Source organism: Streptomyces sp. NPDC101132 (assembly GCF_044759225.1).
Classification (GTDB): Bacteria; Actinomycetota; Actinomycetes; order Streptomycetales; family Streptomycetaceae; genus Streptomyces.
Map to the genome: position 1 here is coordinate 260,509 of NZ_JBIVYX010000002.1, position 21,342 is coordinate 281,850.

General features: G+C 75.0%; 18 protein-coding genes. 8 read left to right on the forward strand and 10 right to left on the reverse strand.

Annotated elements, in window-relative coordinates:
- Positions 1 to 94 precede the first annotated feature (94 nt).
- Positions 95 to 700: a hypothetical protein gene (locus ACIQUR_RS05470; protein ID WP_403658667.1), complete on the forward strand. Its 606-nt coding sequence runs from the start codon at positions 95 to 97 to the stop codon at positions 698 to 700.
- Here the strand turns inward: ACIQUR_RS05470 and ACIQUR_RS05475 are convergent.
- Genes ACIQUR_RS05475 through ACIQUR_RS05485 form a run of 3 tightly spaced genes read right to left on the reverse strand, consistent with a single transcriptional unit; the run spans position 651 to position 3,112 of the window.
- Complete coding sequence (locus ACIQUR_RS05475; RefSeq protein WP_403658670.1) at positions 651 to 1,454, reverse strand: enoyl-CoA hydratase/isomerase family protein; 804 nt, start codon at positions 1,452 to 1,454, stop codon at positions 651 to 653. The genes ACIQUR_RS05470 and ACIQUR_RS05475 overlap by 50 nt on opposite strands.
- Positions 1,451 to 1,933 (reverse strand): Zn-ribbon domain-containing OB-fold protein, encoded by a 483-nt coding sequence (locus ACIQUR_RS05480; RefSeq protein ID WP_403658673.1) that lies wholly within the window; start codon positions 1,931 to 1,933, stop codon positions 1,451 to 1,453. Before ACIQUR_RS05480 ends, ACIQUR_RS05475 begins: the two co-directional genes overlap by 4 nt.
- A gap of 27 nt (positions 1,934 to 1,960) precedes the next feature.
- On the reverse strand, positions 1,961 to 3,112 hold the full coding sequence (locus ACIQUR_RS05485) for a lipid-transfer protein (protein WP_403658676.1): 1,152 nt from the start codon (positions 3,110 to 3,112) through the stop codon (positions 1,961 to 1,963).
- A 108-nt stretch (positions 3,113 to 3,220) separates the two neighbouring features.
- Here ACIQUR_RS05485 and ACIQUR_RS05490 point away from each other — a divergent pair, with 108 nt between their 5' ends.
- Positions 3,221 to 4,837 (forward strand): FadD3 family acyl-CoA ligase, encoded by a 1,617-nt coding sequence (locus ACIQUR_RS05490; RefSeq protein ID WP_403658678.1) that lies wholly within the window; start codon positions 3,221 to 3,223, stop codon positions 4,835 to 4,837.
- 91 nt (positions 4,838 to 4,928) lie between these two features.
- Here the strand turns inward: ACIQUR_RS05490 and ACIQUR_RS05495 are convergent, their stop codons facing one another.
- The 3 genes from ACIQUR_RS05495 to ACIQUR_RS05505 form a co-directional block, all read right to left on the reverse strand.
- On the reverse strand, positions 4,929 to 5,657 hold the full coding sequence (locus tag ACIQUR_RS05495; protein ID WP_403658681.1) for a class I SAM-dependent methyltransferase: 729 nt from the start codon (positions 5,655 to 5,657) through the stop codon (positions 4,929 to 4,931).
- A gap of 267 nt (positions 5,658 to 5,924) precedes the next feature.
- Positions 5,925 to 6,170, reverse strand: a complete 246-nt coding sequence (locus ACIQUR_RS05500; protein WP_399955934.1) for a hypothetical protein — start codon at positions 6,168 to 6,170, stop codon at positions 5,925 to 5,927.
- Positions 6,171 to 6,414: 244 nt separating this feature from the next.
- Positions 6,415 to 9,600: an AfsR/SARP family transcriptional regulator gene (locus tag ACIQUR_RS05505; RefSeq protein ID WP_403658685.1), complete on the reverse strand. Its 3,186-nt coding sequence runs from the start codon at positions 9,598 to 9,600 to the stop codon at positions 6,415 to 6,417.
- Positions 9,601 to 9,762: 162 nt separating this feature from the next.
- Here ACIQUR_RS05505 and ACIQUR_RS05510 point away from each other — a divergent pair, with 162 nt between their 5' ends.
- The 3 genes from ACIQUR_RS05510 to ACIQUR_RS05520 all read left to right on the forward strand — a co-directional run bounded on the left by ACIQUR_RS05510 (position 9,763) and on the right by ACIQUR_RS05520 (position 13,933).
- Entirely contained in the window at positions 9,763 to 10,983 is a 1,221-nt protein-coding gene (locus ACIQUR_RS05510) for an amidohydrolase family protein (protein ID WP_403658688.1), read from the forward strand.
- Positions 10,984 to 11,312: 329 nt separating this feature from the next.
- On the forward strand, positions 11,313 to 13,283 hold the full coding sequence (locus ACIQUR_RS05515; RefSeq protein WP_403658691.1) for a sensor histidine kinase: 1,971 nt from the start codon (positions 11,313 to 11,315) through the stop codon (positions 13,281 to 13,283).
- Complete coding sequence (locus ACIQUR_RS05520; RefSeq protein WP_403658694.1) at positions 13,280 to 13,933, forward strand: response regulator; 654 nt, start codon at positions 13,280 to 13,282, stop codon at positions 13,931 to 13,933. The genes ACIQUR_RS05515 and ACIQUR_RS05520 overlap by 4 nt, the downstream gene beginning before the upstream one ends.
- A 214-nt stretch (positions 13,934 to 14,147) precedes the next feature.
- On the opposite strand, the gene ACIQUR_RS05525 is transcribed toward ACIQUR_RS05520, so the two are convergent.
- The 4 genes from ACIQUR_RS05525 to ACIQUR_RS05540 all read right to left on the reverse strand — a co-directional run bounded on the left by ACIQUR_RS05525 (position 14,148) and on the right by ACIQUR_RS05540 (position 17,810).
- On the reverse strand, positions 14,148 to 15,302 hold the full coding sequence (locus tag ACIQUR_RS05525) for an ABC transporter permease (RefSeq protein WP_403658696.1): 1,155 nt from the start codon (positions 15,300 to 15,302) through the stop codon (positions 14,148 to 14,150).
- Between the two features lie 128 nt (positions 15,303 to 15,430).
- Positions 15,431 to 16,135 carry an ABC transporter ATP-binding protein gene (locus ACIQUR_RS05530; protein WP_403658699.1) on the reverse strand — a complete coding sequence of 235 codons (705 nt, stop codon included), beginning with the start codon at positions 16,133 to 16,135 and terminating at the stop codon, positions 15,431 to 15,433.
- Positions 16,132 to 17,256, reverse strand: a complete 1,125-nt coding sequence (locus ACIQUR_RS05535; protein WP_403658702.1) for a peptidoglycan-binding protein — start codon at positions 17,254 to 17,256, stop codon at positions 16,132 to 16,134. The genes ACIQUR_RS05530 and ACIQUR_RS05535 overlap by 4 nt, the downstream gene beginning before the upstream one ends.
- A complete protein-coding gene (locus tag ACIQUR_RS05540) occupies positions 17,235 to 17,810 on the reverse strand; it encodes a hypothetical protein (RefSeq protein ID WP_403658705.1) in 576 nt (191 codons plus the stop codon). Before ACIQUR_RS05540 ends, ACIQUR_RS05535 begins: the two co-directional genes overlap by 22 nt.
- A gap of 90 nt (positions 17,811 to 17,900) precedes the next feature.
- Between ACIQUR_RS05540 and ACIQUR_RS05545 the strand changes: the two genes are divergently transcribed.
- The 3 genes from ACIQUR_RS05545 to ACIQUR_RS05555 all read left to right on the forward strand — a co-directional run bounded on the left by ACIQUR_RS05545 (position 17,901) and on the right by ACIQUR_RS05555 (position 21,293).
- The gene (locus ACIQUR_RS05545; protein WP_403658708.1) at positions 17,901 to 18,626 is read left to right on the forward strand and encodes a response regulator transcription factor; all 726 of its coding nucleotides are present in this window, start codon (positions 17,901 to 17,903) and stop codon (positions 18,624 to 18,626) included.
- Complete coding sequence (locus ACIQUR_RS05550; protein ID WP_403658711.1) at positions 18,626 to 19,897, forward strand: ATP-binding protein; 1,272 nt, start codon at positions 18,626 to 18,628, stop codon at positions 19,895 to 19,897. The genes ACIQUR_RS05545 and ACIQUR_RS05550 overlap by 1 nt, the downstream gene beginning before the upstream one ends.
- Before the next feature lie 157 nt (positions 19,898 to 20,054).
- Positions 20,055 to 21,293: a serine hydrolase domain-containing protein gene (locus ACIQUR_RS05555; protein WP_403658714.1), complete on the forward strand. Its 1,239-nt coding sequence runs from the start codon at positions 20,055 to 20,057 to the stop codon at positions 21,291 to 21,293.
- Positions 21,294 to 21,342: the final 49 nt, after the last annotated feature.

Here is a 21,342-nt window from a genome sequence, read left to right on the forward strand (position 1 = left end):
GGGCTCTCGCTCCCGACGCTACGCCCGGCCCGGCGCCCCCGCACCCCGGCACCCCTGGTAGCGTGGCGCGCCGTCATCGGGGGAGGGAGCGCACGTGCTGCGCCGTCGTATCAAGTTCGCGTCCGTGCTGACCGTGGTGGTCCTGTCGCTGACCGGTTTCGCCACCGGGCACGGCCACGGCTCGTCGGGCGGCAAGAGCAAGTCCCGGTCCGGCTCGGACTCCGACTCCGGCGGCGGCTGCTCCAGCTCCAAGAAGCGCAACGGCACGCACAGCGACGGCGACTACCAGGACAACGCCGGGAACGGCGCCAACGCCACCGCCACCACCGCGTCCACCCGGGAGCCGGTCTCGGTGGTGATCTGGGAGTGTGCGGGCCCGGACAAGTCCGCCGGCGCCCGGAAGTCCAGGTCCAAGGCCGGTTCCAAGCCCCGCACCTCGGCGCTCGTCCAGGTGACCGGCAACGTCGGCCGGCCGGTCACCGTGGAGGTCGAGGTGGACTTCCTCGGCGGCGTCACCTCCACGGAGATCGACGAGCGGACCGTCACGGTCACCGTCGGTGCCCACGGCACCAAGGAGGTGGAGGTGCCCATGACCAAGCCCCGCAAGGCCGCCGACGTCAAGAAGTGCGAGGTCGACGGCGTCAGAGAGGTCACCGGGTCCGGAAGCCCGGCCCCGGGCCCGTCGCCTTCCGCGAGCTGAACAGCTCCGCCTGCCGCTCCGGCGCCAGGTTCCCCAGCGCGATCAGGTGCGGGGCGTGGGCCAGGGCCTGGGCCCTGGCGGCCTCCTTCGCCGACCAGACCGCCCGTACGGTGCCCTGGACGGCCTCCGCCGGATAGCCGGCCAGCGTCTCCGCGCAGCGGACGGCGGCGGCCAGCTCCTCGCCGGGTTCGGTCAGCTCCGAGACGAGCCCGATCTCGTACGCGCGCCGGGCGGAGAGCCGCTCCGCGGTGCCCATGAGCGACATCCGGGCCACCTCGCCGAACGGCATCCGCTGGGCCATGTAGACGGCCTCGTAGGCGCTGACCATGCCGTACGTCGTGTGCGGGTCGAAGAAGGTGGCCTCGGTGGAGGCCACCAGGAACTCCGCCTCGCCGAGCAGGTAGAAGGCGCCGCCGCAGGCCATCCCGTTGACGGCGGCGATCACCGGTGTCCACAGGCCGTTGGCCTTCGGCCCGGTCGCGATCATCGGGTCCTCGATCGCGTACGGGGAGCTGGGCTGCGGCACGTCCGCCGACCGGTCGATGCCGGTGCAGAAGGCGGCCCGCCCGGCGCCGGTCACGACCACGGCCCGTACCGACGCGTCGAAGCGGAACTCCTGCCAGGTGGAGGCGAGTTCGGCCGCGGTGGCGAGGTCGAGGGCGTTGTGCCGCTCGGGCCGGGAGAGGGTGACCACGGCGACGCCGGTGGCCTTGTCCCGATCGACCCGCAGGCCCCCGCCCGGCTCCGCGCTCACGGGCGCTCCAGCAGCCAGCGGGGCACGGTCACGCCGCCCACCTCGGCGAAGGCGACCTGTACCCGGGCGCCGATCCGCAGCCGGGCCGGGTCGACGGAGTCCAGCGGCGCGTCCGGCGCGCTCACCAGGTTCCCGGCGAGGCGGATGTGCGGCGCCTCGGCCAGCTCCACCAGGACCACGTTGTACGGGGCCTGGGCGGCGTAGGCGGGCAGCAGCGGCGGGTGGGGGAAGACGTACGACCAGATCCGTCCGCGCCCGCTCATCTGCCGCCACTCGCTGTCGAAGGACTGGCAGTGCGGGCAGCAGGGGCGGGGCGGGAAGCGCAGCCGGCCGCAGGCGGCGCAGGCCTGCACCCGCAGTTCGCCGCGGGCCGCGTACTCCCAGAAGGGCGCGCCGTCCTCGTCGGGGACGGGCAGCAGCAGCCCCTCCTCGGCGCCTGCGACGGCCGGGTCGGTGGCCGTCGTTCCGTTCGCGGTCATCGTTCGGCTCCTCTCGGGGCGCGCGGCTCAGGCGCGCAGCAGGATCGCGGAGGTGGGGACGCCCTCGCCCGCGGTCACCAGGCAGGTGGCCGCGTCCGGGACCTGGGCGGTGGAGGTGCCGCGCAGTTGCTTGACGCCCTCGTTGATCAGGTTGAAGCCGTGCACGTACGCCTCCGAGAGGCCCCCGCCGCCGGTGTTGATCGGCAGCCGGCCGCCGATCTCCAGGGCACCGCCCTCGGTGAAGGCGGCGCCCTCGCCGCGCCCGCAGAAGCCGTAGCCCTCCAGGGAGAGCGGGATCAGGGGGGTGAAGGCGTCGTAGATCTGGGCGACGTCCACGTCCTGGGGGCCGAAGTCGGCCTGCTTCCACAGGTGCCGGGCGGCGGTCCAGGCGGGGCCCGAGAGAGGGTCGTCGTTCCAGTAGTTGACCATGCCGTGGTGCTGGGCGGGCAGGCCCTGGGCGACGGAGTGGACGTACACCGGCTTCTGCCGGCAGTCGCGGGCCCGCTCCGCGGAGACGATCACGCACGCGAGCGCGCCGTCGGTCTCCAGGCAGTTGTCGAAGAGGCAGAGCGGGTCGCTGATCCACCGGGCGGTCATGTACATATCCCGGGTCAGCGGGCGCTCGTACATCATCGCGGCGGGGTTCTGGTTGGCGCGGTTGCGGCAGGCCAGGGCGACGTTGAAGAGGTGGTCGCGGGTGGCGCCGTACTCGTGCATGTAGCGGCGGGCCAGCATGCCGATCTCGTCCGCGGGGCGGAGCAGTCCGAAGGGGCGGGTCCACTGGCCGGGGGTGGGCAGCTGGACGGCGGTGTTCTTCCAGGGTCTGGGGCCCGAGCCGCGTTTGCGGGAGCGCCAGGCGACGCCGACGGTGGCCTGGCCGGTGGCGACGGCGCTCGCGAGGTGGCCGACGGTGGCGCAGGAACCGCCGCCGCCGTAGCCGACCTTGGAGAAGAAGGTGACGTCGCCGGCGCCGATGGCCTTGGCGACCTCGACCTCGTCGGTCTCCTCCATCGTGTACGAGGCGAAGGCGTCCACCTCGGACGGTGCGATCCCGGCGTCCTCCAGGGCCGCGAGGACGGCCCGGCAGGCCAGTTCCTTCTCGGTCTGGGGGAGTCGTTTCGCGAAGGCGGTCTGGCCGATCCCGACTATCGCCGTAGCGTCCTTCAGGGTTGCCGCCATCGCCACCTCCGGGTACTCCACTGCTGACAGCCGGGAAGGGTACAGCTAATCTGACGGATAGTCAGCTACTGGGTGCCGGGCCGACGGTCCGGCGGCGGGGAGGCCTTGATGAGCCGGGAAGAACGCGGGGATCTGCGCTGGGTCAGCATTCCGGGGCTGGTGCGCGACGCGGCCGTGCGGTTCGCGGACCGCGAGGCCGTGGCCGACGGCCGCACCCGCATCTCGTACGCCGAACTCGGCGAGCGCGTCGAACGCGCCGCCGCGGCCTGCCTGGCCGCGGGCGTCGAGCCCGGGGACCGCGTCGCGGTCTGGGCCCCCAACACCCTGGAGTGGATCGTCTCCGCCCTCGGCGCGGTCTCGGCCGGGGCCGTGCTCGTGCCGCTGAACACCCGCTTCAAGGGCGCCGAGGCCGCGTACGTGCTGGAACGCAGCCGGGCGCGGCTGCTCTTCGTCACCGGCACCTTCCTCGGCACCTCGTACGTCGCCTCGCTGCGCCGTGCGGCCGCCGAGGGCACCGGCAGCGGGCCCCTCCCCGGCCTGCCGCACCTGGAGGACGTGGTCGTGCTCGCCGAGGACGCGCCGCCCTCCTTCCGCACCTGGAAGGAGTTCCTGGCCGACGGGGACGCCGTGTCCGCCGCGGCCGTGCGCGAGCGGGCCGCCGCCGTGCGCTCCGACGCCCCCTCCGACATCATCTTCACCTCGGGCACCACCGGCCGGCCCAAGGGCGCCGTCATCACCCACGCCCAGTCCCTGCGCTGCTACCAGGTGTGGAGCGAGCTGGCCGGACTGCGGGAGGGCGACCGCTACCTGATCGTGAACCCCTTCTTCCACACCTTCGGCTACAAGGCCGGGATCATCGCCTGCCTGATGCGCGGGGCCACGATGGTCCCCCAGCCGGTCTTCAACGTCGACACCGTCCTCGCCAACGTCGCCGCCGAGCGGATCTCCGTGCTCCCCGGCCCGCCCACCCTGCACCAGTCCCTGCTCGACCACCCCGCCCGCGACAGCCACGACCTGTCCGCGCTCCGGCTGGTCGTCACCGGCGCCGCCGTGGTCCCGCTCCAACTGGTCGAGCGGCTGCGGGCCGAGCTGCGCATCGCGACCGTGCTCACCGCGTACGGGCTCTCCGAGGCCAGCGGCATCGTCACCATGTGCCGGCAGGGCGACCCCGCGGAGGTCATCTCGGCCACCTCGGGCCGGGCCATCCCGGACACCGAGGTACGGGTGGTCTCCGCCGACGGCACCCCGCTGGCGCCCGGCACCCCCGGCGAGATCCGGGTGCGCGGGCACAACGTCATGAGCGGGTACTTCGAGGACCCGGACGGGACCGCGCAGGCCGTCACCCCGGACGGCTGGCTGTGCACCGGGGACGTCGGCGTGCTGGATGCCGCGGGCAACCTGCGCATCACCGACCGGATCAAGGACATGTTCATCGTCGGCGGGTTCAACGCCTACCCGGCCGAGATCGAGCAACTCCTGGGCCTGCACCCGGACATCGCGGACGTCGCCGTCGTCGGCGTACCGGACGCGCGCCTGGGCGAGGTCGGCAAGGCCTACGCCGTACGCCGCCCCGGCTCCACCCTCACCGCCGACGACCTGATCGCCTGGGCGCGCCGGGAGATGGCCAACTACAAGGTGCCCAGGGCCGTTGAGTTCGTCGCCGAACTGCCGCGCAACGCCGGCGGCAAGGTCCTGAAGACGGAACTCCGCACGCGGGCGGCCTGAGCCACCGGGGCCGGGGGCACCCGGCCTGAGCCCCCGGGGCCGCGGGCACCCGGACCGGCCGCCGTGGCCGGGACCACCCGGACCGCCCGCGTCACCCCTGCTTGCGGGCCACCAGCAGCCGCCAGTGCGGGCTGCCGTCCGGGCGGCGGCCGAAGTGCTCCAGCGGCAGCAGCTCCACGCGGAAGCCGGCCCGCACCAGGTCCTCGCGCACGCCCCCGAGCGGGAAGGTCCGGTAGTACATCACGAACGGCGGCCGCCACACGGCGTTGCGCACCCGCATCGCCGCGTCGAAGCCGAGCATGGCCCAGTACCCCGCCGAGGACAGCGGCAGCGGGGCCCCGATCGGGAAGGCGAACACCCCGCCGGGGCGCAGCGCCCGGTGCACGCCCTCGAAGAGCGCGGGGCGTTCGGCGGGCAGGAAGTGCCCGAAGGCGCCGAAGGAGACGGCCAGGTCGTACGCGTCGGCGAAGGGCAGGGCGCGGGCGTCGGCCCGTACGAAGTCCACCGCGGGGGTGATCGCCCCGGCGTGCGCGGCCCGCGCCCCGGCCAGCATCCCGGCGCTGAGGTCCACGCCGGTCACCCGCTCCCGGCAGAGCTGCCGCAGCACGCCGATCCCGGCGCCGGTGCCGCAGCAGACGTCCAGGCCGGCGTCGAAGGGGGCGAGCAGGCTCAGCGTCTCGGCGACCGAGTCGAGCATGCGGTCCGGCGTGCGGAAGGGGGTGTGGTCGAACTTCGGGGCGAGCAGGTCGTAGCCGCGCTCCACGGACGAGAGCGCTTGGACGGTGAGCTCGCGCAGACTGGGTCCCTCGGTGGTGAACACGCCGCCAGCCTAATCACCCGGGCCCGGTCCCGGACGTGCCGGAACGGCGGCGGTCGCGGTGGCTCCCCCTCCGGGCCACCGCGACCGTCCCCCCGTGTTCCCCCGTGGGTCCCCCGTGTCCCCCGTGGTCCCCCGTGTCCCCCCGTGGTTCCCCCGTACGTACGTCCGCGCGGTTCCCCCGTGATCCGCGCGGACCCCCCGTGTCCCCCGTGGTCCCCCGTGTCCCCCGTGATCCACCGAGTCCCGTGGGCCCGGCGGCCGGTGGGGTCAGCCCGCGTGGTTCTCCGCGGGCTTGAAGATGTCGTCCTGGACGCTGCCGGCGTGGTTCTCCAGCGGCGTGGTCTCCTCGGGCAGGCTCTCGGCCGCCGGGTCCGGCACCGGCGTCAGGATCGGCTTGGCGGCCGGGTCCGTGATCAGGGCGTCGGCGCCGACGAGGCCCGCGTGGTTCTCCATCGGCTTGATGGTGCCGGCGTCGGTGCTGGTGCCGATCACGGGCTTCTTGGCGTCGCTCATCTTCAACTCCCTGAAATCAACTGGTGGGAAACGCCCGCCCGGGGATTCCCCCGCGAACCACCGGACGGGCGTTCCAGGGTCGTTCACCCTAGCGGTGAACCACACCTGGTGGTCCGCCTGCCCCCCGACGCGACGGACCGTTGGAAGAAGCATGGCGCCCGGCGATAAACGTTCGATGAACGTGCCCGATTATCGCCGGTGGTCCGGGAAAGACGCAGGTCAGAGCCTACGCCGCCGAAGGCTCCTACGCCGCCTGCGTGGGCCGGAGCAGTGCCCGGACCTCCGCCGCCTCGCCCGCGCCCGTCTGCTCGTAGATGCTCAGCGCCTCCCGCCAGCAGGCCCGCGCCCGGTCCGCCTGGCCCAGGCTGTCCAGGGCCCGGCCGAGGGTGGTCAGCACGTTCCCGCGCATCCACTCGCCGCCGATGCAGCGCAGCGCCAGCGCGCGCTCCGCGTGCTGCGCCGCCAGGGCGAAGCGCTGCGCCGAGAGGTGGGCCTCGGCGATCCGGAAGTTGGTCGTCCCCTCCCACAGCCGCTGCCGGTTCTCCTGGAACACACGCAGCGCCTCACCGAGTTGTTCGAGCGCGTCCGCCGGCCGGCCCGCCCGGGTGAGCGCGATGCCCAGCGCGAAGCGCCCGTTGGCCACCCGCAGCGCCAGGCCCATCTCCTTGAAGATGGCCAGTCCGCGCTCGGCGAGCTGGACGGCACTGGTCGTGCGGCCCATGTTCACGTGGATCCGGGACAGGTTGCACAGCGCGCTGGCCTCGCCCGGCCGGTTCCCGTCCGCCCGGTAGTTCTCTATGGCCTCGCTGAGCAGCGCCTCGCCGTCCGCGTGCCGGTTCTGGTAGAAGGCGATGATGCCGCGGTCGTTGGGCGCCACGCCCGCCGGCATCGGGTCGCCGGTCAGCCGGGCCAGCTCGCTGGCCACCCGCGCCTCCTCGTCGGCCTGCGCGAAGCGGCCGGAGACCAGCAGCAGCGTGGTCAGCGCGATCCGTGCGCGGGCCTCCGCCCGGGCGTCGCCGGCGGCGCGGGCCGCCTCGCGCACGGCCGTCGCGGTGGTCTCGTACTGGCGGGAGTTGGCCCCGGACTCGGCCAGGTCCTTCGCCGCCCACAGCAGGTCTACGGCCCGCCCCAGGGCGCCGCCCGAGGCGTTCTGGTGCACGCAGGCGAGCAGGCAGGCCGCCTCCGAGTACAGCCAGTCCACGGCCGACCGGCCGTCCGGGAAGACCAGGCCCGGGTAGGCCGTGGCGGAGAGGTGCTCCACCAGCCGGTCGCCCGGCCGCTCCAGCGCGTACACGCCGGCCGCGGTGGCCAGGTAGAAGTCCAGCAGCCGGGACATGGCGGCCGTGCGCTCGCTCGGCGGCTGCTCGTCCCGCTCGGCGCACGCACGCGCGTAGAGCCGTACGAGGTCGTGGAAGCGGTAGCGGCCGGGCGCCGCCGACTCCAGCAGGGAGCAGTCGACCAGCGCCTCCAGCAGGTCCTCGGCGTCGTGTTCGGCGAGGTCCAGTACGGCCGCGGCGGCCGCCAGCGAGATGTCGGGGCCGTCGGCCAGGCCCAGCAGCCGGAAGGCCCGCGCCTGGGCGGGTTCGAGCTGGCCGTAGCCGAGCTCGAAGGTGGCCTTGACGGCGAGGTCGCCGGCCTGGAGCTCGTCGAGGCGGCGCCGTTCGTCGGCGAGCTTCGCGGCCAGGACGGACACGGTCCAGGTGCGCCGGGCGGCCAGCCGGGAGGCCGCGATGCGGATGGCCAGGGGCAGGAAGCCGCAGGCCCCGACCACGTCCAGGGCGGCCTGCCGCTCGGACGCCACGCGCTCCTCGCCCACGATCCGGGTGAAGAGCTGGAGCGCCTCCTCCGGGCTCATCACGTCCAGGTCCACCAGGTGCGCACCGGCCAGGCCGTTCATCCGCACCCGGCTGGTGACCAGGGCCGCGCAGCCGGCGGTGCCGGGCAGCAGGGGCCGTACCTGGGCGGCGTCCTTGGCGTTGTCGAGCAGCACCAGGACCCGGCGCCCGTCGAGGGTGGAGCGGTACAGGGCCGCCCGCTCGTCGGCGGTGTCGGGGATGGCGGAGTCGGCGGTGCCCAGGGCGCGCAGGAACGCGCCGAGCACGGCCTCGGGTTCGGCGGCCCGCGGGTCGGTGCCCTGGAGGTCCACGTACAGCTGGCCGTCGGGGAAGTGCGGGCGGGCGGCGTGCGCGACGTGCACGGCGAGGGTGGTCTTGCCGACGCCGCCGATGCCGGCCAGTGCGGAGACGGCCATCACCCGGCCGTCGGTGCCGGCGGCGGTGAGGACCTCGCTGAGTTCCTGTACGAAGGCCGACCGGCCGGTGAAGTCGGGCACGGTCGCCGGGAGTTGCGCCGGGCGGACGATCACGGCGGGGGCGGCGGGGGCGGGCTCGGCGACCCGGGCCAGTTCGGCGTCCGCGCGCAGGATGCGCTGCTGGAGTTCGGCGAGTTCGGGGCGTGGGTCCACGCCCAGCTCGTCCGCGAGGAGGCGGCGCGTGTCGGCGTACACGGCGAGGGCCTCGGCCTGGCGGCCGCTGCGGTAGAGAGCGAGCATCAGCAGCTCGCGGAGGCGCTCGCGGAGCGGGTGGGCGGCGGTGAGCGCGGTCAGTTCGGAGACCGCCTCGCCGTGCGAGCCGACCTCCAGGTCGAGGTCGAGGCGGGTCTCCAGGAGGGTGAGCCGCCATTCGGAGAGCCGGGTGCGCTCGGTCTCGGCGTACGGGCCGGGGACGCCGGCGAGCGGCTCGCCGTCCCAGAGGGCGAGGGCGTGGTTGAGGAGCGTGCGGGCCTGGCCGCGGTTGCCGGAGGCGCGGGCCTTGTCGGCGTCGGCGGCGAAGCCTCGGGCGAGGCCGAGGTCGAGGGCGGCGGCCGGGGTGCGGATGGCGTAGCCGCCGGACTCGCTGACCAGCAGGCCCGGGTCGAGGACCTTGCGGAGCCGGGAGGCGTACGTGCGGATCGCGGCCAGCGCCTGGGAGGGCGGGTCCTCGCCCCAGATGGCGTCGATCAGTTCGGGCGCGGTCGCGGTGCGGCCGTCGCGCAGCAGCAGGGCGGCGAGCAGGGCGCGCTGCTGCGGGGAGCCCGAGGGGATCGGCTCGCCGCCGCGCCAGGCGCGTACGGGGCCGAGCACGGCGAAGCGGGCGGTGTCGGGAGTGGGGGCGGGGGCGGGGGCTCCGGCGGCGCCGGCGGAGGCGCCGGTGGCGGTGGCGGAGGTGCCGGTGGGGCCGCGGGTGCCGCCGGTGGTGCCGGTGCGGTCGGTGGCGTTGGTGCCGCCGGTGCCGCTGGTGGCGTCGGGACCGGTGGGGGTGCCTGTGGGGCTCGTGGTGCCCGTGGAGGTGTCGGTGGGCGCGCCCGTGGCTTCGCCGGATGTGGAGGGTGCGGGTCCGGGCGCCGATCCGGGGTGGTTCCGCTGCCGCGGTATGGGCGGTGTGCCGTCCATCTACTTCCCCCTCGCCTTTCCGGAGCCGTGTGTACGCATTGGTCAGTCTGCCCTGTCTTGGGCGGGCGCGTCAGCCCGGCCGGTGTGTGTGGCAGAGCTGGTACACATCGATCACCACCCGAGTAGCTGACGGTACGTCAGATAAACGCTACCGTGGAGGACATGGAGACCTTCCCCAAGATCATCTCGGTGGACGACCACACGGTTGAGCCTCCCCACGTCTGGCGGGACCGGCTCCCGTCCAAGTACGCCGACGTCGCCCCGCGCGTCGTCCGCGCCCCCCTCAAGGAAATGACCTTCCTGGGCGGCAAGTTCGCTCCCGTCATGGGGGCGAAGGGCGACGAGGGCCCCATCGGCGACTGGTGGGTGTACGAGGACCTGCACCGCCCGCTGACCCGCCTCGACACCGCCGTCGGCTACGCCCGCGACGAGATCCGGCTGGAGGTCATCACCTACGAGCAGATGCGGCCCGGCTCCTTCTCGGTCCCGGACCGGCTGGCCGACATGGACGTCAACCACGTCCAGTCCGCGCTCTGCTTCCCCACCTTCCCGCGCTTCTGCGGCCAGACCTTCACCGAGGCCAAGGACCGCGAGCTGGGGCTGCTCGGCGTCCGCGCCTACAACGACTGGATGGTGGAGGAGTGGTGCGGCCCCCTCGCGCGGGGCCGGCTGATCCCGCTCACCCTCGTACCGCTGTGGGACGCCCGCCTCGCCGCCGAGGAGGTGCGGCGCAACGCGGCCCGCGGGGTGCGCGCCGTGGCCTTCTCGGAGATCCCGCCGCACCTCGGACTGCCGTCGATCCACACCGACGAGTGGGACCCGTTCCTCCGGGCCTGCGACGAGACCGGCACGGTCATCGCCATGCACATCGGCTCCTCGTCCCGGATGCCGTCCACCTCGGCGGACGCGCCGCCGGCGGTCGGCTCCACCATCACCTTCGCCAACTGCTGCTTCTCGATGACCGACTGGCTGATGAGCGGCAAGTTCGAGCGGTTCCCCAACCTCCGGATCATGTACGCGGAGGGTCAGATCGGGTGGATCCCGTACATCCTGGAGCGCGCCGACGTGGTCTGGGAGGAGAACCGCGGCTGGGGCGGCGTCGCCGACAAGGTCACCCGCCCGCCGTCGGAGCTGTTCGCCGAACACGTCTACGGCTGCTTCTTCGACGACGCCTTCGGCCTGCGGAACCTGGACGCGATCGGCGTGGGCAACGTCCTGTACGAGACGGACTACCCGCACTCGGACTCCACCTGGCCGAAGTCCCGCGAGGTGGGCGAGGCGCAGATGTCCCACCTGGCCCCGGACGTGGTGGACCGCATCGTCCGCGGCAACGCCATCGACCTCCTGGGCCTGACCCCGGACGGCCTCTGGCCCGGCGCCTGACCCCTCCGGGGGTGCGGCGCGCCGGACCGGGGCCCGGGCGGCGGACCGCCGGGGCCCCTTCCGTCCGGGGACCCTGTGAGCCGCCCCGGCGGCCGTGCGCGCGTCCGCGCCGGTGCCGTGCGTGCGGACCGCGTCGGCCCACCGGTGAGCCGGCGGCCGGGCGGTACGCGCCCACCCTCCGTCCCTGCCTGCCGGCAGGCGCACGGCGCCCGGCGTGTCCGCCGCCGAACCCTGTGACAGGGCCGCCGCGGGGTGCCATCTTGGGCCGTATGGCGGATTCGGGGGGAACGGCCGGGAAGGGCGGGGGGTGCCGGCCGGCCGCTGCCGCCGTGCTGGTGCTGACCTGGGGCGCGGCAGCCCTCGGGCTCGGCCTGTGGGCCGTGGCCCACCCGCCCTGGAGCCCCGACCAGGTCTACTTCCTCGTCGACACCGCCGACGCCCTCGTCTACGGGCTCACCGCGGCCGTCGTGCTCGGCCGCCGCACCCATCCCGTGGCCTGGCTCGTCGCCCTGTGCGCCGCCGGAGGAGGTGTTGCGGCGGTCGTCGCCCAGCTGGCCGCCCGGTACGGGCCCGCCGCCCCGCCCCCCGCCTGGGGCATCCTCCAGGGCACCGCCTGGGTCCCCGGCACCCTCTCCCTGATCCTCGTCGTCCCGTACCTCCTCGGCCGCGAACGCCCCTCCCGGGCCGCGTACGCCGCCGTGGGGGCCGGCGTCGCCGTCATCGCCGCGCTGCTCGCCGTACGCCTCGCCGACCCCTGGCCCTGGCCCGCCGCGCCGGACCCCTTCGCCCCGCTCGCCGTGCGCAGCGCCGCCTGGGCCCGGCTGGCCGGACCGCTCGCCGACGCCCTCGTACTCGCCGTGATCGTCCTCGGGCTCACCGCCGCGGCCCACGCCGCCCTGCGGCGCCGCCGCGACCCCTCGGCCCGCGGCCTCGGCTGGCTCGCCATCGGCACGGCCCTGATCGCGCTCACCTTCGTCCCCCTGGTCGTCCGCCCCGAAGGCCCCGGCGGCTGGCCGGAGTTGCTCACCCCGGTCACGCACCTCGCCTCGCAGGCCTTCTTCCCGGCGGCCGTGCTTGTCGTGGTCCTGCGCCAGCGCCTCTGGGGCATCGACCTCGTCATCAGCCGCACCCTCGTCTGGGCGCTGCTCACCGGCCTGCTGATCGGCGGCTGCTTCGCCGCCCTGGCCCTGCTGGGTGCGCTGCTGCCCGGTTCCGGCACGCTCGGCGCGGTCCTCGCCACCGCCGCCACCGCCGCCGGCATCCAGCCCGCCCGCGGCTGGCTCCAGCGCCGGGTGGACCGGCTGGTGCACGGCGAGGCCGCCGCCCCCGCGCTCAGCCGCGTCGGCCGCCACCTGGGCAGCGCCGCCACCCCCGAGGAGGCGCTGGCCGGCATGGCGGAGAGCGTGGCCGCGTCCTTCAACCTCGGCTCGGTCCGCGTGCTCGGCCCCGACGGCCGGGTGCTGGCCGCGGCCGGCGACCCCGAGGAGCAGGCGCCGTACGAACTCCCCCTGGTGGTCCGGCAGGAGCCCGCCGGGACGCTCCGCGTCACCGCCCGCCCCGGTGAGGCGCTCGACCGCCGGGCGCGCAGCGCCCTCGACGAGGTCGGCCCGCTCCTCGGCACCGCCGTCCAGATCGCCGCCGTCACCCGCGCGCTGCGCGAGTCCCGGGGCCGGCTCGCCGCCGCCAGGGACGACGAACGCCGTGCGCTCCGCAGGGAGTTGCACGACGGGCTCGGTCCCGCCCTGGCCGGCGTCGGCCTCGGGCTGTCCGCCGCCCGCAACCTGCTGCCGCCCGGAGCCGCGGCCTCGGACGCGCTGCTGGCCGCGCTCCGCGAGGAGGTGGACCACCAGGTGGAGGCCGTCCGGGTGCTGGCGCGCGGGCTGGTCCCGCCCGTGCTGGCCGAGCTGGGCCTCGTACCGGCGCTGCGCGAGCTGGTCATGCGGTACGAGGCGGACGGCCTGGCGGTGGTGGTGCGCGACGCGGGTGCCGGCGAACCGGAGCGGGAGGTCGCGGGCGCGGTGTACGCGGTGGTCGCCGAGGCCATCAGGAACGTGGCCCGGCACTCCGGCGCCCGGGTCTGCGCCGTGGAACTGGCGGGCGAACGGGGCGCCTTGGCCGTCACGGTCGAGGACGATGGCCGGGGCATGCGCCCGGGAGCCCGCCCGGGCGTCGGTACGCAGTCCCTGCGCGAGCGCGCCGAACTCGTCGGCGGCACCGTCGCGTGGGGACCGGGCTCCGGGGGCCGGGGCACCCGGCTGGAACTGCGGATACCCGCGCGGCGGGAGGGGGCGGCGGCATGAGGGTGATGGTGGTGGACGACCACCCGGTGTTCCGGATGGGGATGGCGGCGCTGCTCGGCTCCCTGGCGGGGGTGCGCGTGGTGACCGAGGCCGCGTCGCTGCCGGAGGCCGTGGCCGGGGCGGTGGCCGGGGAGCCGGACGTGGTGGTCATGGACCTCGACCTCGGCGAGGGAGCCGGTTCCGGGGTGGACGCGACGCGGGAGATCCTGCGGGTCAGGCCCCGCACGGCGGTGCTGGTGGTGACGATGCTGGACGACGACGACTCGGTGTTCGCCTCGATGCGGGCCGGGGCGCGCGGGTACCTGCTGAAGGGCGCGGCGCCGCAGGAGATCGAGCGGGCGCTGCACGCCGTGGCCAACGGGGAGGTCATCCTGGGTCCCGCCGTCGCCACCCGGGCGATGGCCTACCTGACCGGCCCGGGGGTGCCCGGTGCCGCCCGCGTGCCCTTCCCCGAGCTGACCGCCCGGGAGCTGGAGGTACTCGACCTGGTGGCGCGGGGCCTGGACAACACGGCCATCTCCCGGCGCCTGACGCTCTCCCCGAAGACGGTCCGCAACCACCTCTCCAACATCCTGGCGAAGCTCCGGACGGCCACCCGCGCGGAAGCGATCGTCCGCGCCCGCGAGCGGGGCCTGGGCACGGGCCCCTGACCGGCCCGGCCGTGGACGGCCCGGTCAGGGGCCCGGATTCCCCGCCCGGATTCCCCGCCCGGATTCCCCGCCCGGATTCCCCGCCCGGATTCCCCGCCCGGATTCCCCACCCGGACCCGCCCCGCCCGGACCCGCCCCGCCCGGACCCGCCCCGCCCGGATCCGCCCCGGCCTGGGGACCGGCGTTCCGGGATCCGGGCGGGTGGCCGGGCGGCTCAGGACGCGTGCAGGGCCAGGGTCGGGGACAGGCGGGAGGCCCGGACCGCCGGGTAGAGGCCCGCCAGTGTGCCGATCACCAGGGTCGCGCCGAAGCCGCCGGTGACCGACCACAGCGGGACCACCCACGGCAGGCCGCCCGCGGCGGCGTACGCGGCCACGGCCGCCGAGCCCAGCGCGATGCCGGCCAGTCCGCCGAGGCCGGACAGGAGCAGGGACTCCGTGACGAACTGGACGCGGACCGCGCCCTTGGTGGCCCCCAGCGAGCGGCGCAGGCCGATCTCGTGCCGCCGCTCCAGCACCGAGATGATCATGGTGTTGGCCACCCCCACCCCGCCGACCAGCAGGGCGATCCCGCCCAGCCCCAGCAGCAGCGTGGAGAACGCACCCTCGGTGGCCGCCCTGGCCTGGAGCGCGGCCGACGGGTCCGTCACCGAAACGGTCTGCGGCGAGCGGGGGTTGGCCGTCCGGGGGATCAGGTTCCGCACCGCGCCCACCCGGGCGTCCGCGGAGCGCTCGTACACGGCCGTCGGGTGCCCGTCGAAGCCCAGCAGGGACTCCGCCGCCGACCAGCCCACCAGCGCCGCCCGCTCGATCTCCGGCGCCAGCGGCACCGGCCCGAGGATGCCGGTCACCGTGAAGTACCGCCCGCCGATGAAGACCTGCCGGCCCGGTGCCGTGATGCCGAGCCGCCGCGCCGCCACGTCGCCCAGCACCACCGCCGGGTACCGGCCGGTCGCCGCGTTCAGCCACGCCCCGCTGCGCACCCCGGCCCGCAGCGTCTCCAGCAGGTCGCCCCGGGCGGCCAGCACCGCGATGCCGCCCGTCTCGTCCGGGGAGATCTTCTCGCTGCGCCGTACCGAGTGCGCCACTGCGCCGGTCGCGCCGACGCGCTCCACGCCCTCGATCCGGCCGATCATGCCCGGCGCCTCCTTGGGCAGCTTGGTGTCCTGGCCGGAGAACATCGACTGGCCCGGCGTCACGACCAGCATGTTCGTGCCCAGCGCGTCGAGCTCCCGCAGCAGCTTCGCCTGGCTGGAGGAGGAGATGCCGACGACCGCGATCATCGTGGCGATGCCGATCGCGATGCCGAGGGCCGACAGCACCACCCGTACCGGCCGGGCCCGCAGCCCCGCCGAGCCCACGTGCAGCACGTCGCGGGGGGAGAGCCGCGCCGGCCGCAGCCGCGTACGGTCCCCCCGCAGCCGCGCACGGCTCCTCCGCTCCCGCGTACGGTCCCGCCGGGCCGGCCGCTCCCGCGTACGGTCCCGCCGCCCCGCCCTCATGCCGCCGCCCCGTTCCACTCGTCCGCCACGATCTCCCCGTCCCGGATCCGCACCTGGCGGGGCAGGGCCGCCGCGATCTCCTGGTCGTGCGTGATCACCGCGATGGTCGCGCCGTCCCGGTTCAGCTCGCGCAGCAGCTCCATCACCGCCTCGCCCGACGCCGAGTCCAGCGCCCCGGTCGGCTCGTCCGCCAGCAGCAGGTCGGGCTCGCCGACCACCGCCCGGGCGATCGCCACCCGCTGCTTCTGGCCGCCGGACAGCTGGTGCGGCCGGTGGCCGAGCCGGTCGCCCAGCCCCACCCGCTCCAGCGCCCGCACGGCCCGGCGCCGCCGCTCGGCCCTCGGGAGGCCCGAATACAGCAGCCCCTCGGCCACGTTGTCCCGCGCGCTCATGCCCGGCACCAGGTGGAAGGACTGGAACACGAAGCCGACGTGCCGGGCGCGCAGCGCCGACAGGGCGCGGTCGGACAGGGACGGCACGTGGTGGCCGGCGATCGCGACCGTACCGGCGGTGGGCCGGTCCAGCGTCCCGACGATGTGCAGCAGCGTCGACTTCCCCGAGCCCGACGGGCCGACGATGCCGAGCAGTTCCCCGGCCGTCACGGTCAGGTCCACGCCGCGCAGCGCCGCCACCCCGCCCGGGTACTCCTTGGTCACCCCCGTCAGCTCCACCACGGTGCCCGGCACCCGCTCGTCCGTCATATCCTCGGCACCCCGACCTTCATGCCCTCCTTCAGCGCCCCGCCCTTGATCTCGACGCGGCCCTGTCCGAACATCCCCAGCTCGACCCGGACCTCGCGGACCCGGGGCCGGCCGTCCGGGCCGTCCTCGACCACCTGGACCCCGAAGCCGCCGCCCGCCAGCGCCAGCAGCGCGTTCACCGGCACGGACAGCACGCCCTTGACCGTCTCCCCGGTCAGTCCGACGGAGACCGGGGTCCGGTCCGGGGCCTTCACCTCGCCCGGCCGGTCGAGCAGCACCGTCACCTCGACCTTCGCCGCGCCGTCCCCGGCACCGCCGGAGCCCGGGCCCTGGCCCTGTCCCTCGTCCGTGACCGCACGGCCCACCGAGCCGATCCGCCCGGTCGCGGTCCCACCGCCCGGCAGGGACACCGTCACCGCGTCCCCGGTCCGCGCGGACCCGGCCCTGGCGACGTCCAGCGTGAAGCGCACCACGCGCTCCGTGCCGGTCAGCGTGAGCACCGGCTTGCCGGGCGCGGCCTGGTCGCCGGTCGCGGCGTCCGCCGCCTGCACCCGCTGCGGGCCGGAGGCGAAGGCCACGTCACCGGCGCCCACCTGCCCGGTCTGCTTGAGCCCGTGGGACTTCTGCCAGCGCTTCACGGCCGTCACCGTGCCCTGCGTGAAGGTCCCGTCGGCCGGGTCCAGGCCCGTGCCGAAGCCCAGCGCCCGCAGGTTGGCCTTGAGCTGCTTGACGTCCTCGCCCTTGTCGCCCGCCTTCAGCGCCCGGTACATCGGCACCGGCCCGTACATCAGCCGTACCGGCCGCCCGTCGACCTCGTACAGCCGCCCGTCGCGCGAGACCGCCGAGCCCTCTCCGGCCACCCAGGTGAGCACGCCCTGGGCCGCCGCGTTCAGCTTGCGCTCCCTGGCGTAGCCGAGGGTGCCGTCCACCTGCAGGCCGTTGCCGAGGTCGCCGCGGGTGACCGGCGCGGTGTCGGGCGGCAGCCCGTCCGTACGGCGCTCCTCGCCGCCCGCACCGCCGCCGCCCGGCTGCGCCACCAGTACGTACCCCCCGCCGCCCGCGGCTGCCAGCACGACGAGGCCCGCCACGAGCCACTTCTTCACGGCCGCCCCGCGTTGCACTTCTCCATGGCCTTCTTGAAGGCCTCTTCCTGCCCCTTGGGTATTTCCGTGGCCTTCATCATCCCGCCCTCGTACGAGGGGTCCGGGAGGTTGATCCCGTTGTCCCGCATGCAGCGGACCCACGTGAGCTGGTCGTCCTTCTCCTTCTGGGTCGGGCCGCCGGCGCCGCCCTTCGGGCCGCTGCCGCAGGCCTCCAGCGCCTTCTGGAACTTCTGCGGGTCGGCGTTCGAACCGCCGCCCAGCGTCATGCCCCGCGGGTCCTCGCCCGGCTTCGGGTCCGGCACGTCCAGGCCCTGCTTGCGCAGGCACTGGCGCAGCTTGAGCGCCGCGTCGGCGTCGGCCCCGCCGCCCGCCGAGGAACCGGAACCGGAACCCGAGCCGGACGACGAACCGGAACCGGATCCGGACGACGAACCGGAGCCGGCGGAGTCCGGACCGTCCGACGGAGACGAGTTCGTGCACGCGGTCACGAGCAGCGCCAGTCCGGTGAGGAGCGCCGCTGCGGTCATGGTCACGGGGGAGGACGCACGCCTGCCCGAGGTGTGTGGAGTCATGGCGCCGACCCTGCGCCACAGCGGGCTTTCGCTTCCCTAACGGCGGACCTTTACAACGCCGAAACCCCCGCCTCGGATAGAGAGGAACGCATGCGAGTTCTGGTGGTGGAGGACGAGGAGTTCCTCCGGGAGATGATCGCCGAGGGCCTGCGCCGCGACGCCCTGGCCGTGGACGAGGCGGCCGACGGCCTGGAGGCGCTGCACCGGCTGCGCTTCGGCGCGTACGACGTGATGGTCCTCGACCGGGACCTCCCCGGCCTGCACGGCGACGAGGTCTGCCGCCAGGTGGTCCGCGAGGGCCTGCTCACCCGGATCCTGATGCTCACCGCCTCCGGCACCGTGCGCGACCGGGTCGAGGGCCTCGGCCTCGGCGCCGACGACTACCTGACCAAGCCCTTCGCGTACGACGAACTGCTCGCCCGCGTCCTCGCCCTCGGCCGCCGCGCCCGCCCCGCCCTGCCGCCGGTCCTGGAGCGGGCCGGCATCGTCGTCGACACCGCGCGCCGCGACGCCACCCGGGACGGGCACCGGCTCGCGCTGTCCCGGAAGGAGTTCGCGGTGCTGGAGGCGCTGGTCCGTGCGCAGGGGGCGGTGGTCAGCAGCGACGACCTGATCGAGGAGGTGTGGGAGGAGGACACCAGCTACTCCACCAACGCCGTCCGCGTCACCGTCAGCAAGCTGCGGGCCAAGCTCGGCGAGCCGCCGGTGGTCGAGACGGTCCCGGGCGCCGGCTACCGCATCGCGCCCCCGCCGGACCGCCCGGCGCCGCCCGGGCGGACCGGCGCGGACGGTCCCGTCACGGAAGGCCGCCCCTGATGCGCGGCGTTCCGGCCCGGCTGCTGCCCGGCAGCGAGCGCGTCCGCCTCACCGCCCTCTACGGCGCGTTGCTGCTGCTCGCCGGCGGCGGACTGGTGGCGCTGGTGTACGTACTGGTCAGCCAGGGCATGCTCGGCAGCCTCACGACCGCCGTGCGGACCACCACCCCCGGGACGATGAAGGGCCTCGAACTGGACCTACGGGACGCGGTCCCGGCGCAGAAGCTGCCGCCCGGCACCCTCACCGAGGAGCAGCTGGAGTCCTTCCGCGTCACCCAGAACATCTCCGCCGCCGTCACGGACGCGGCCCTGCACCGGCTGCTGGTGTACTCGCTGATCGCCCTGGCCGTCTTCGCCGTGCTCTCCATCCTGCTGGCCTGGTGGATGGCCGGCCGGGTGCTGCGCCCGGTCGCGGTGATCACCGAGACGGCCCGCCGGCTGTCCGGCGAGAACCTCCACGAGCGGATCGCGCTCGACGCACCGCCGGGGGAGCTCAAGCGGCTGGCCGACACCTTCGACGGGATGCTCGGGCGGATGGAACAGCTGGTCGCCGCCCAGCGCCGGTTCGCCGCGAACGCCGCCCACGAGCTGCGCACCCCGCTCGCCGTGCAGCGGGCCGCGGCCGAGATCGGACTGGCGGGCGAGCCGGATGCGGAGCGGGTGGCCCGGATCAGGGCCAGGCTCCTGGCCGTCTGCGACGAGAGCGAGGCCATGATCGAGGGCCTGCTGCTGCTCGCCGCCGCCGAGGAGGGCCCCGGCGCGGCGGCCGGCGCCGGCCCGGACGCCGGTGGCCGCCCGGGGGAGGGGCTGTCGGCGGCGGAGCCGGTGGCCCTGCACGAGACGGCGGCCGCCGAGCTGGCCGGCTGCGCGGAGGAGGCGGCCGGGCGCGGCCTCACCGTGCACGCCGCGCTCGGCCCGCTGGTCGTCCGCGGCGACCCGGCGCTGCTCGGGCACCTGGTGCGGAACCTGCTCGCCAACGCCGTGCGCCACAACCACGACGGCGGCACGGTCACCGTCACCACCGGAGCCCGGGAGCTGACGGTCACGAACACCGGTCCCGTCGTCCCGCCGGGCGAGGTGCCCCGGCTGCTGGAGCCCTTCCGCCGCCGCGAGGCCCGCCGGCACGCGCCCGGGGAGGGTGCGGGGCTCGGTCTGTCGATCGTCGGTGCCATCGCGCGGGCGCACTCCGCCGAACTCACCGCCACCGCGAACCCGGCCCCGGGCGGCGGCCTGACCGTACGCCTCCGCTTCCCCGGGGCCACGGGGGCCTGACCGCACGGCCCGCCCCCCTGGCGCCGAACGAGTGGACTCGCGGGGACGGCGCCGAACGAGTGGACTCGCGGGGACGGCGCCGGACGGGTGCCGCCCGGCCCGCGCTCGGATGGTGATGTGGTTATCCGCTCCCCGCACCTGGAAGAGGCGCCCCGACATGCGACGTACCCCCTCCCGCCGGCTCTTCGCCACCGCCCTGCTCGTGGCGTCGGTGCTGGCCCCGGTGGCCGTCACCCCCGCCGGGGCCGTGACCCCCGCCTCCGCGTCCGACCGCCACGGCGACGGCGGCGGGAACGCGAAGCACGGACACGCCGAGGACGACTGCCCGCGCAACGACCTCGACCCCGCCCTGACGGCCCGGCTGGACCGGACGGTCGAACAGGTCCGCACCCAGGCCGGCATCCCGGGCGTCGTGGTCGGCCTCTGGCTGCCGGGCCGGGGCTGCTACGTCCGGGCCACCGGCGTCGCAGACAAGACCACCGGCAGCCCCATGCGCGTCGACTCCTTCGTGCGCATCGGCAGCGAGACCAAGACCTTCACGGTCACCGCGCTGCTGGAACTCGTCGACCGGGGCGAGGTCGGACTGGACGACCCGATCGACACGTACGTGCGCGGGGTGCCCAACGGCGGGAACATCACCCTCCGCCACCTCGCGGAGATGCGCAGCGGGCTCTTCCCGTACACCTCCGACCCGGACTTCATCCACGACCTGCTGAGCGACCCGACGCGCGCCTTCAACCCGTGGGAGGCGCTGTCGTACGGCTACCGGCACGCCAACACCTTCGCGCCCGGAACCCGGTTCCAGTACTCGAACTCCAACCTGGTGCTGCTGGGCCTGGTCATCGAGAAGGTCACCGGCCAGAAGGTCCAGCGGGTCATCGACGAGCGGGTGCTGCGCCCGGCGCGGCTGCGCCACACCCTCTTCCCGAAGGGTGCCGAGTTCCCCGAGCCGCACCCGCGCGGCTACACCGACCAGACGCTGGACGGCACCACCGCGGACGCCACCGACTGGAACCCCAGCTGGGCCTGGACGGCCGGGGCGATGATCTCGAACCTGCACGACCTGCGCCGCTGGGCCGAGGTCGTCGCCACCGGGAAGCTGCTGAGCCCGGAGACCCAGGCGGAACGGCTGAAGGTGCTGCCGACGGGCTTCCCCGGTACGAACTACGGGCTCGGCATCCTGGAGACCGGCGGCTGGATCGGCCACAACGGCTCGATCCCGGGCTACGAGACGGTGACCGTCCACCTGCCGCAGGAGAAGGCCACGATGGTCCTGATGCTCAACACGGATTCCCAGGTGGGCGGTCAGGAGCCGTCGACGCTCCTCGCCCGGGCGGTCACCCAGGTGGTGACGCCGGATCACGTGTACGACGGCGGAGGGATCGGCCCCCGTTAGAAATTGAGGGATCAACAGAACCAAACGCACCATGTGTACGGTTTAGGGC

Excerpts from the sequence above, each read along its gene's own strand:
- ACIQUR_RS05500 (WP_399955934.1), bottom strand. The coding sequence starts at position 6,170 with ATGAGCGACGCCAAGAAGCCCGTGATCGGCACCAGCACCGACGCCGGC.
- ACIQUR_RS05505 (WP_403658685.1), bottom strand. The coding sequence starts at position 9,600 with ATGGACGGCACACCGCCCATACCGCGGCAGCGGAACCACCCCGGATCG.
- ACIQUR_RS05480 (WP_403658673.1), bottom strand. The coding sequence starts at position 1,933 with ATGACCGCGAACGGAACGACGGCCACCGACCCGGCCGTCGCAGGCGCC.
- ACIQUR_RS05530 (WP_403658699.1), bottom strand. The coding sequence starts at position 16,135 with ATGACGGACGAGCGGGTGCCGGGCACCGTGGTGGAGCTGACGGGGGTG.
- ACIQUR_RS05490 (WP_403658678.1), top strand. The coding sequence starts at position 3,221 with ATGAGCCGGGAAGAACGCGGGGATCTGCGCTGGGTCAGCATTCCGGGG.
- ACIQUR_RS05545 (WP_403658708.1), top strand. The coding sequence starts at position 17,901 with ATGCGAGTTCTGGTGGTGGAGGACGAGGAGTTCCTCCGGGAGATGATC.
- ACIQUR_RS05555 (WP_403658714.1), top strand. The coding sequence starts at position 20,055 with ATGCGACGTACCCCCTCCCGCCGGCTCTTCGCCACCGCCCTGCTCGTG.
- ACIQUR_RS05485 (WP_403658676.1), bottom strand. The coding sequence starts at position 3,112 with ATGGCGGCAACCCTGAAGGACGCTACGGCGATAGTCGGGATCGGCCAG.
- ACIQUR_RS05520 (WP_403658694.1), top strand. The coding sequence starts at position 13,280 with ATGAGGGTGATGGTGGTGGACGACCACCCGGTGTTCCGGATGGGGATG.
- ACIQUR_RS05540 (WP_403658705.1), bottom strand. The coding sequence starts at position 17,810 with ATGACTCCACACACCTCGGGCAGGCGTGCGTCCTCCCCCGTGACCATG.
- ACIQUR_RS05550 (WP_403658711.1), top strand. The coding sequence starts at position 18,626 with ATGCGCGGCGTTCCGGCCCGGCTGCTGCCCGGCAGCGAGCGCGTCCGC.
- ACIQUR_RS05510 (WP_403658688.1), top strand. The coding sequence starts at position 9,763 with ATGGAGACCTTCCCCAAGATCATCTCGGTGGACGACCACACGGTTGAG.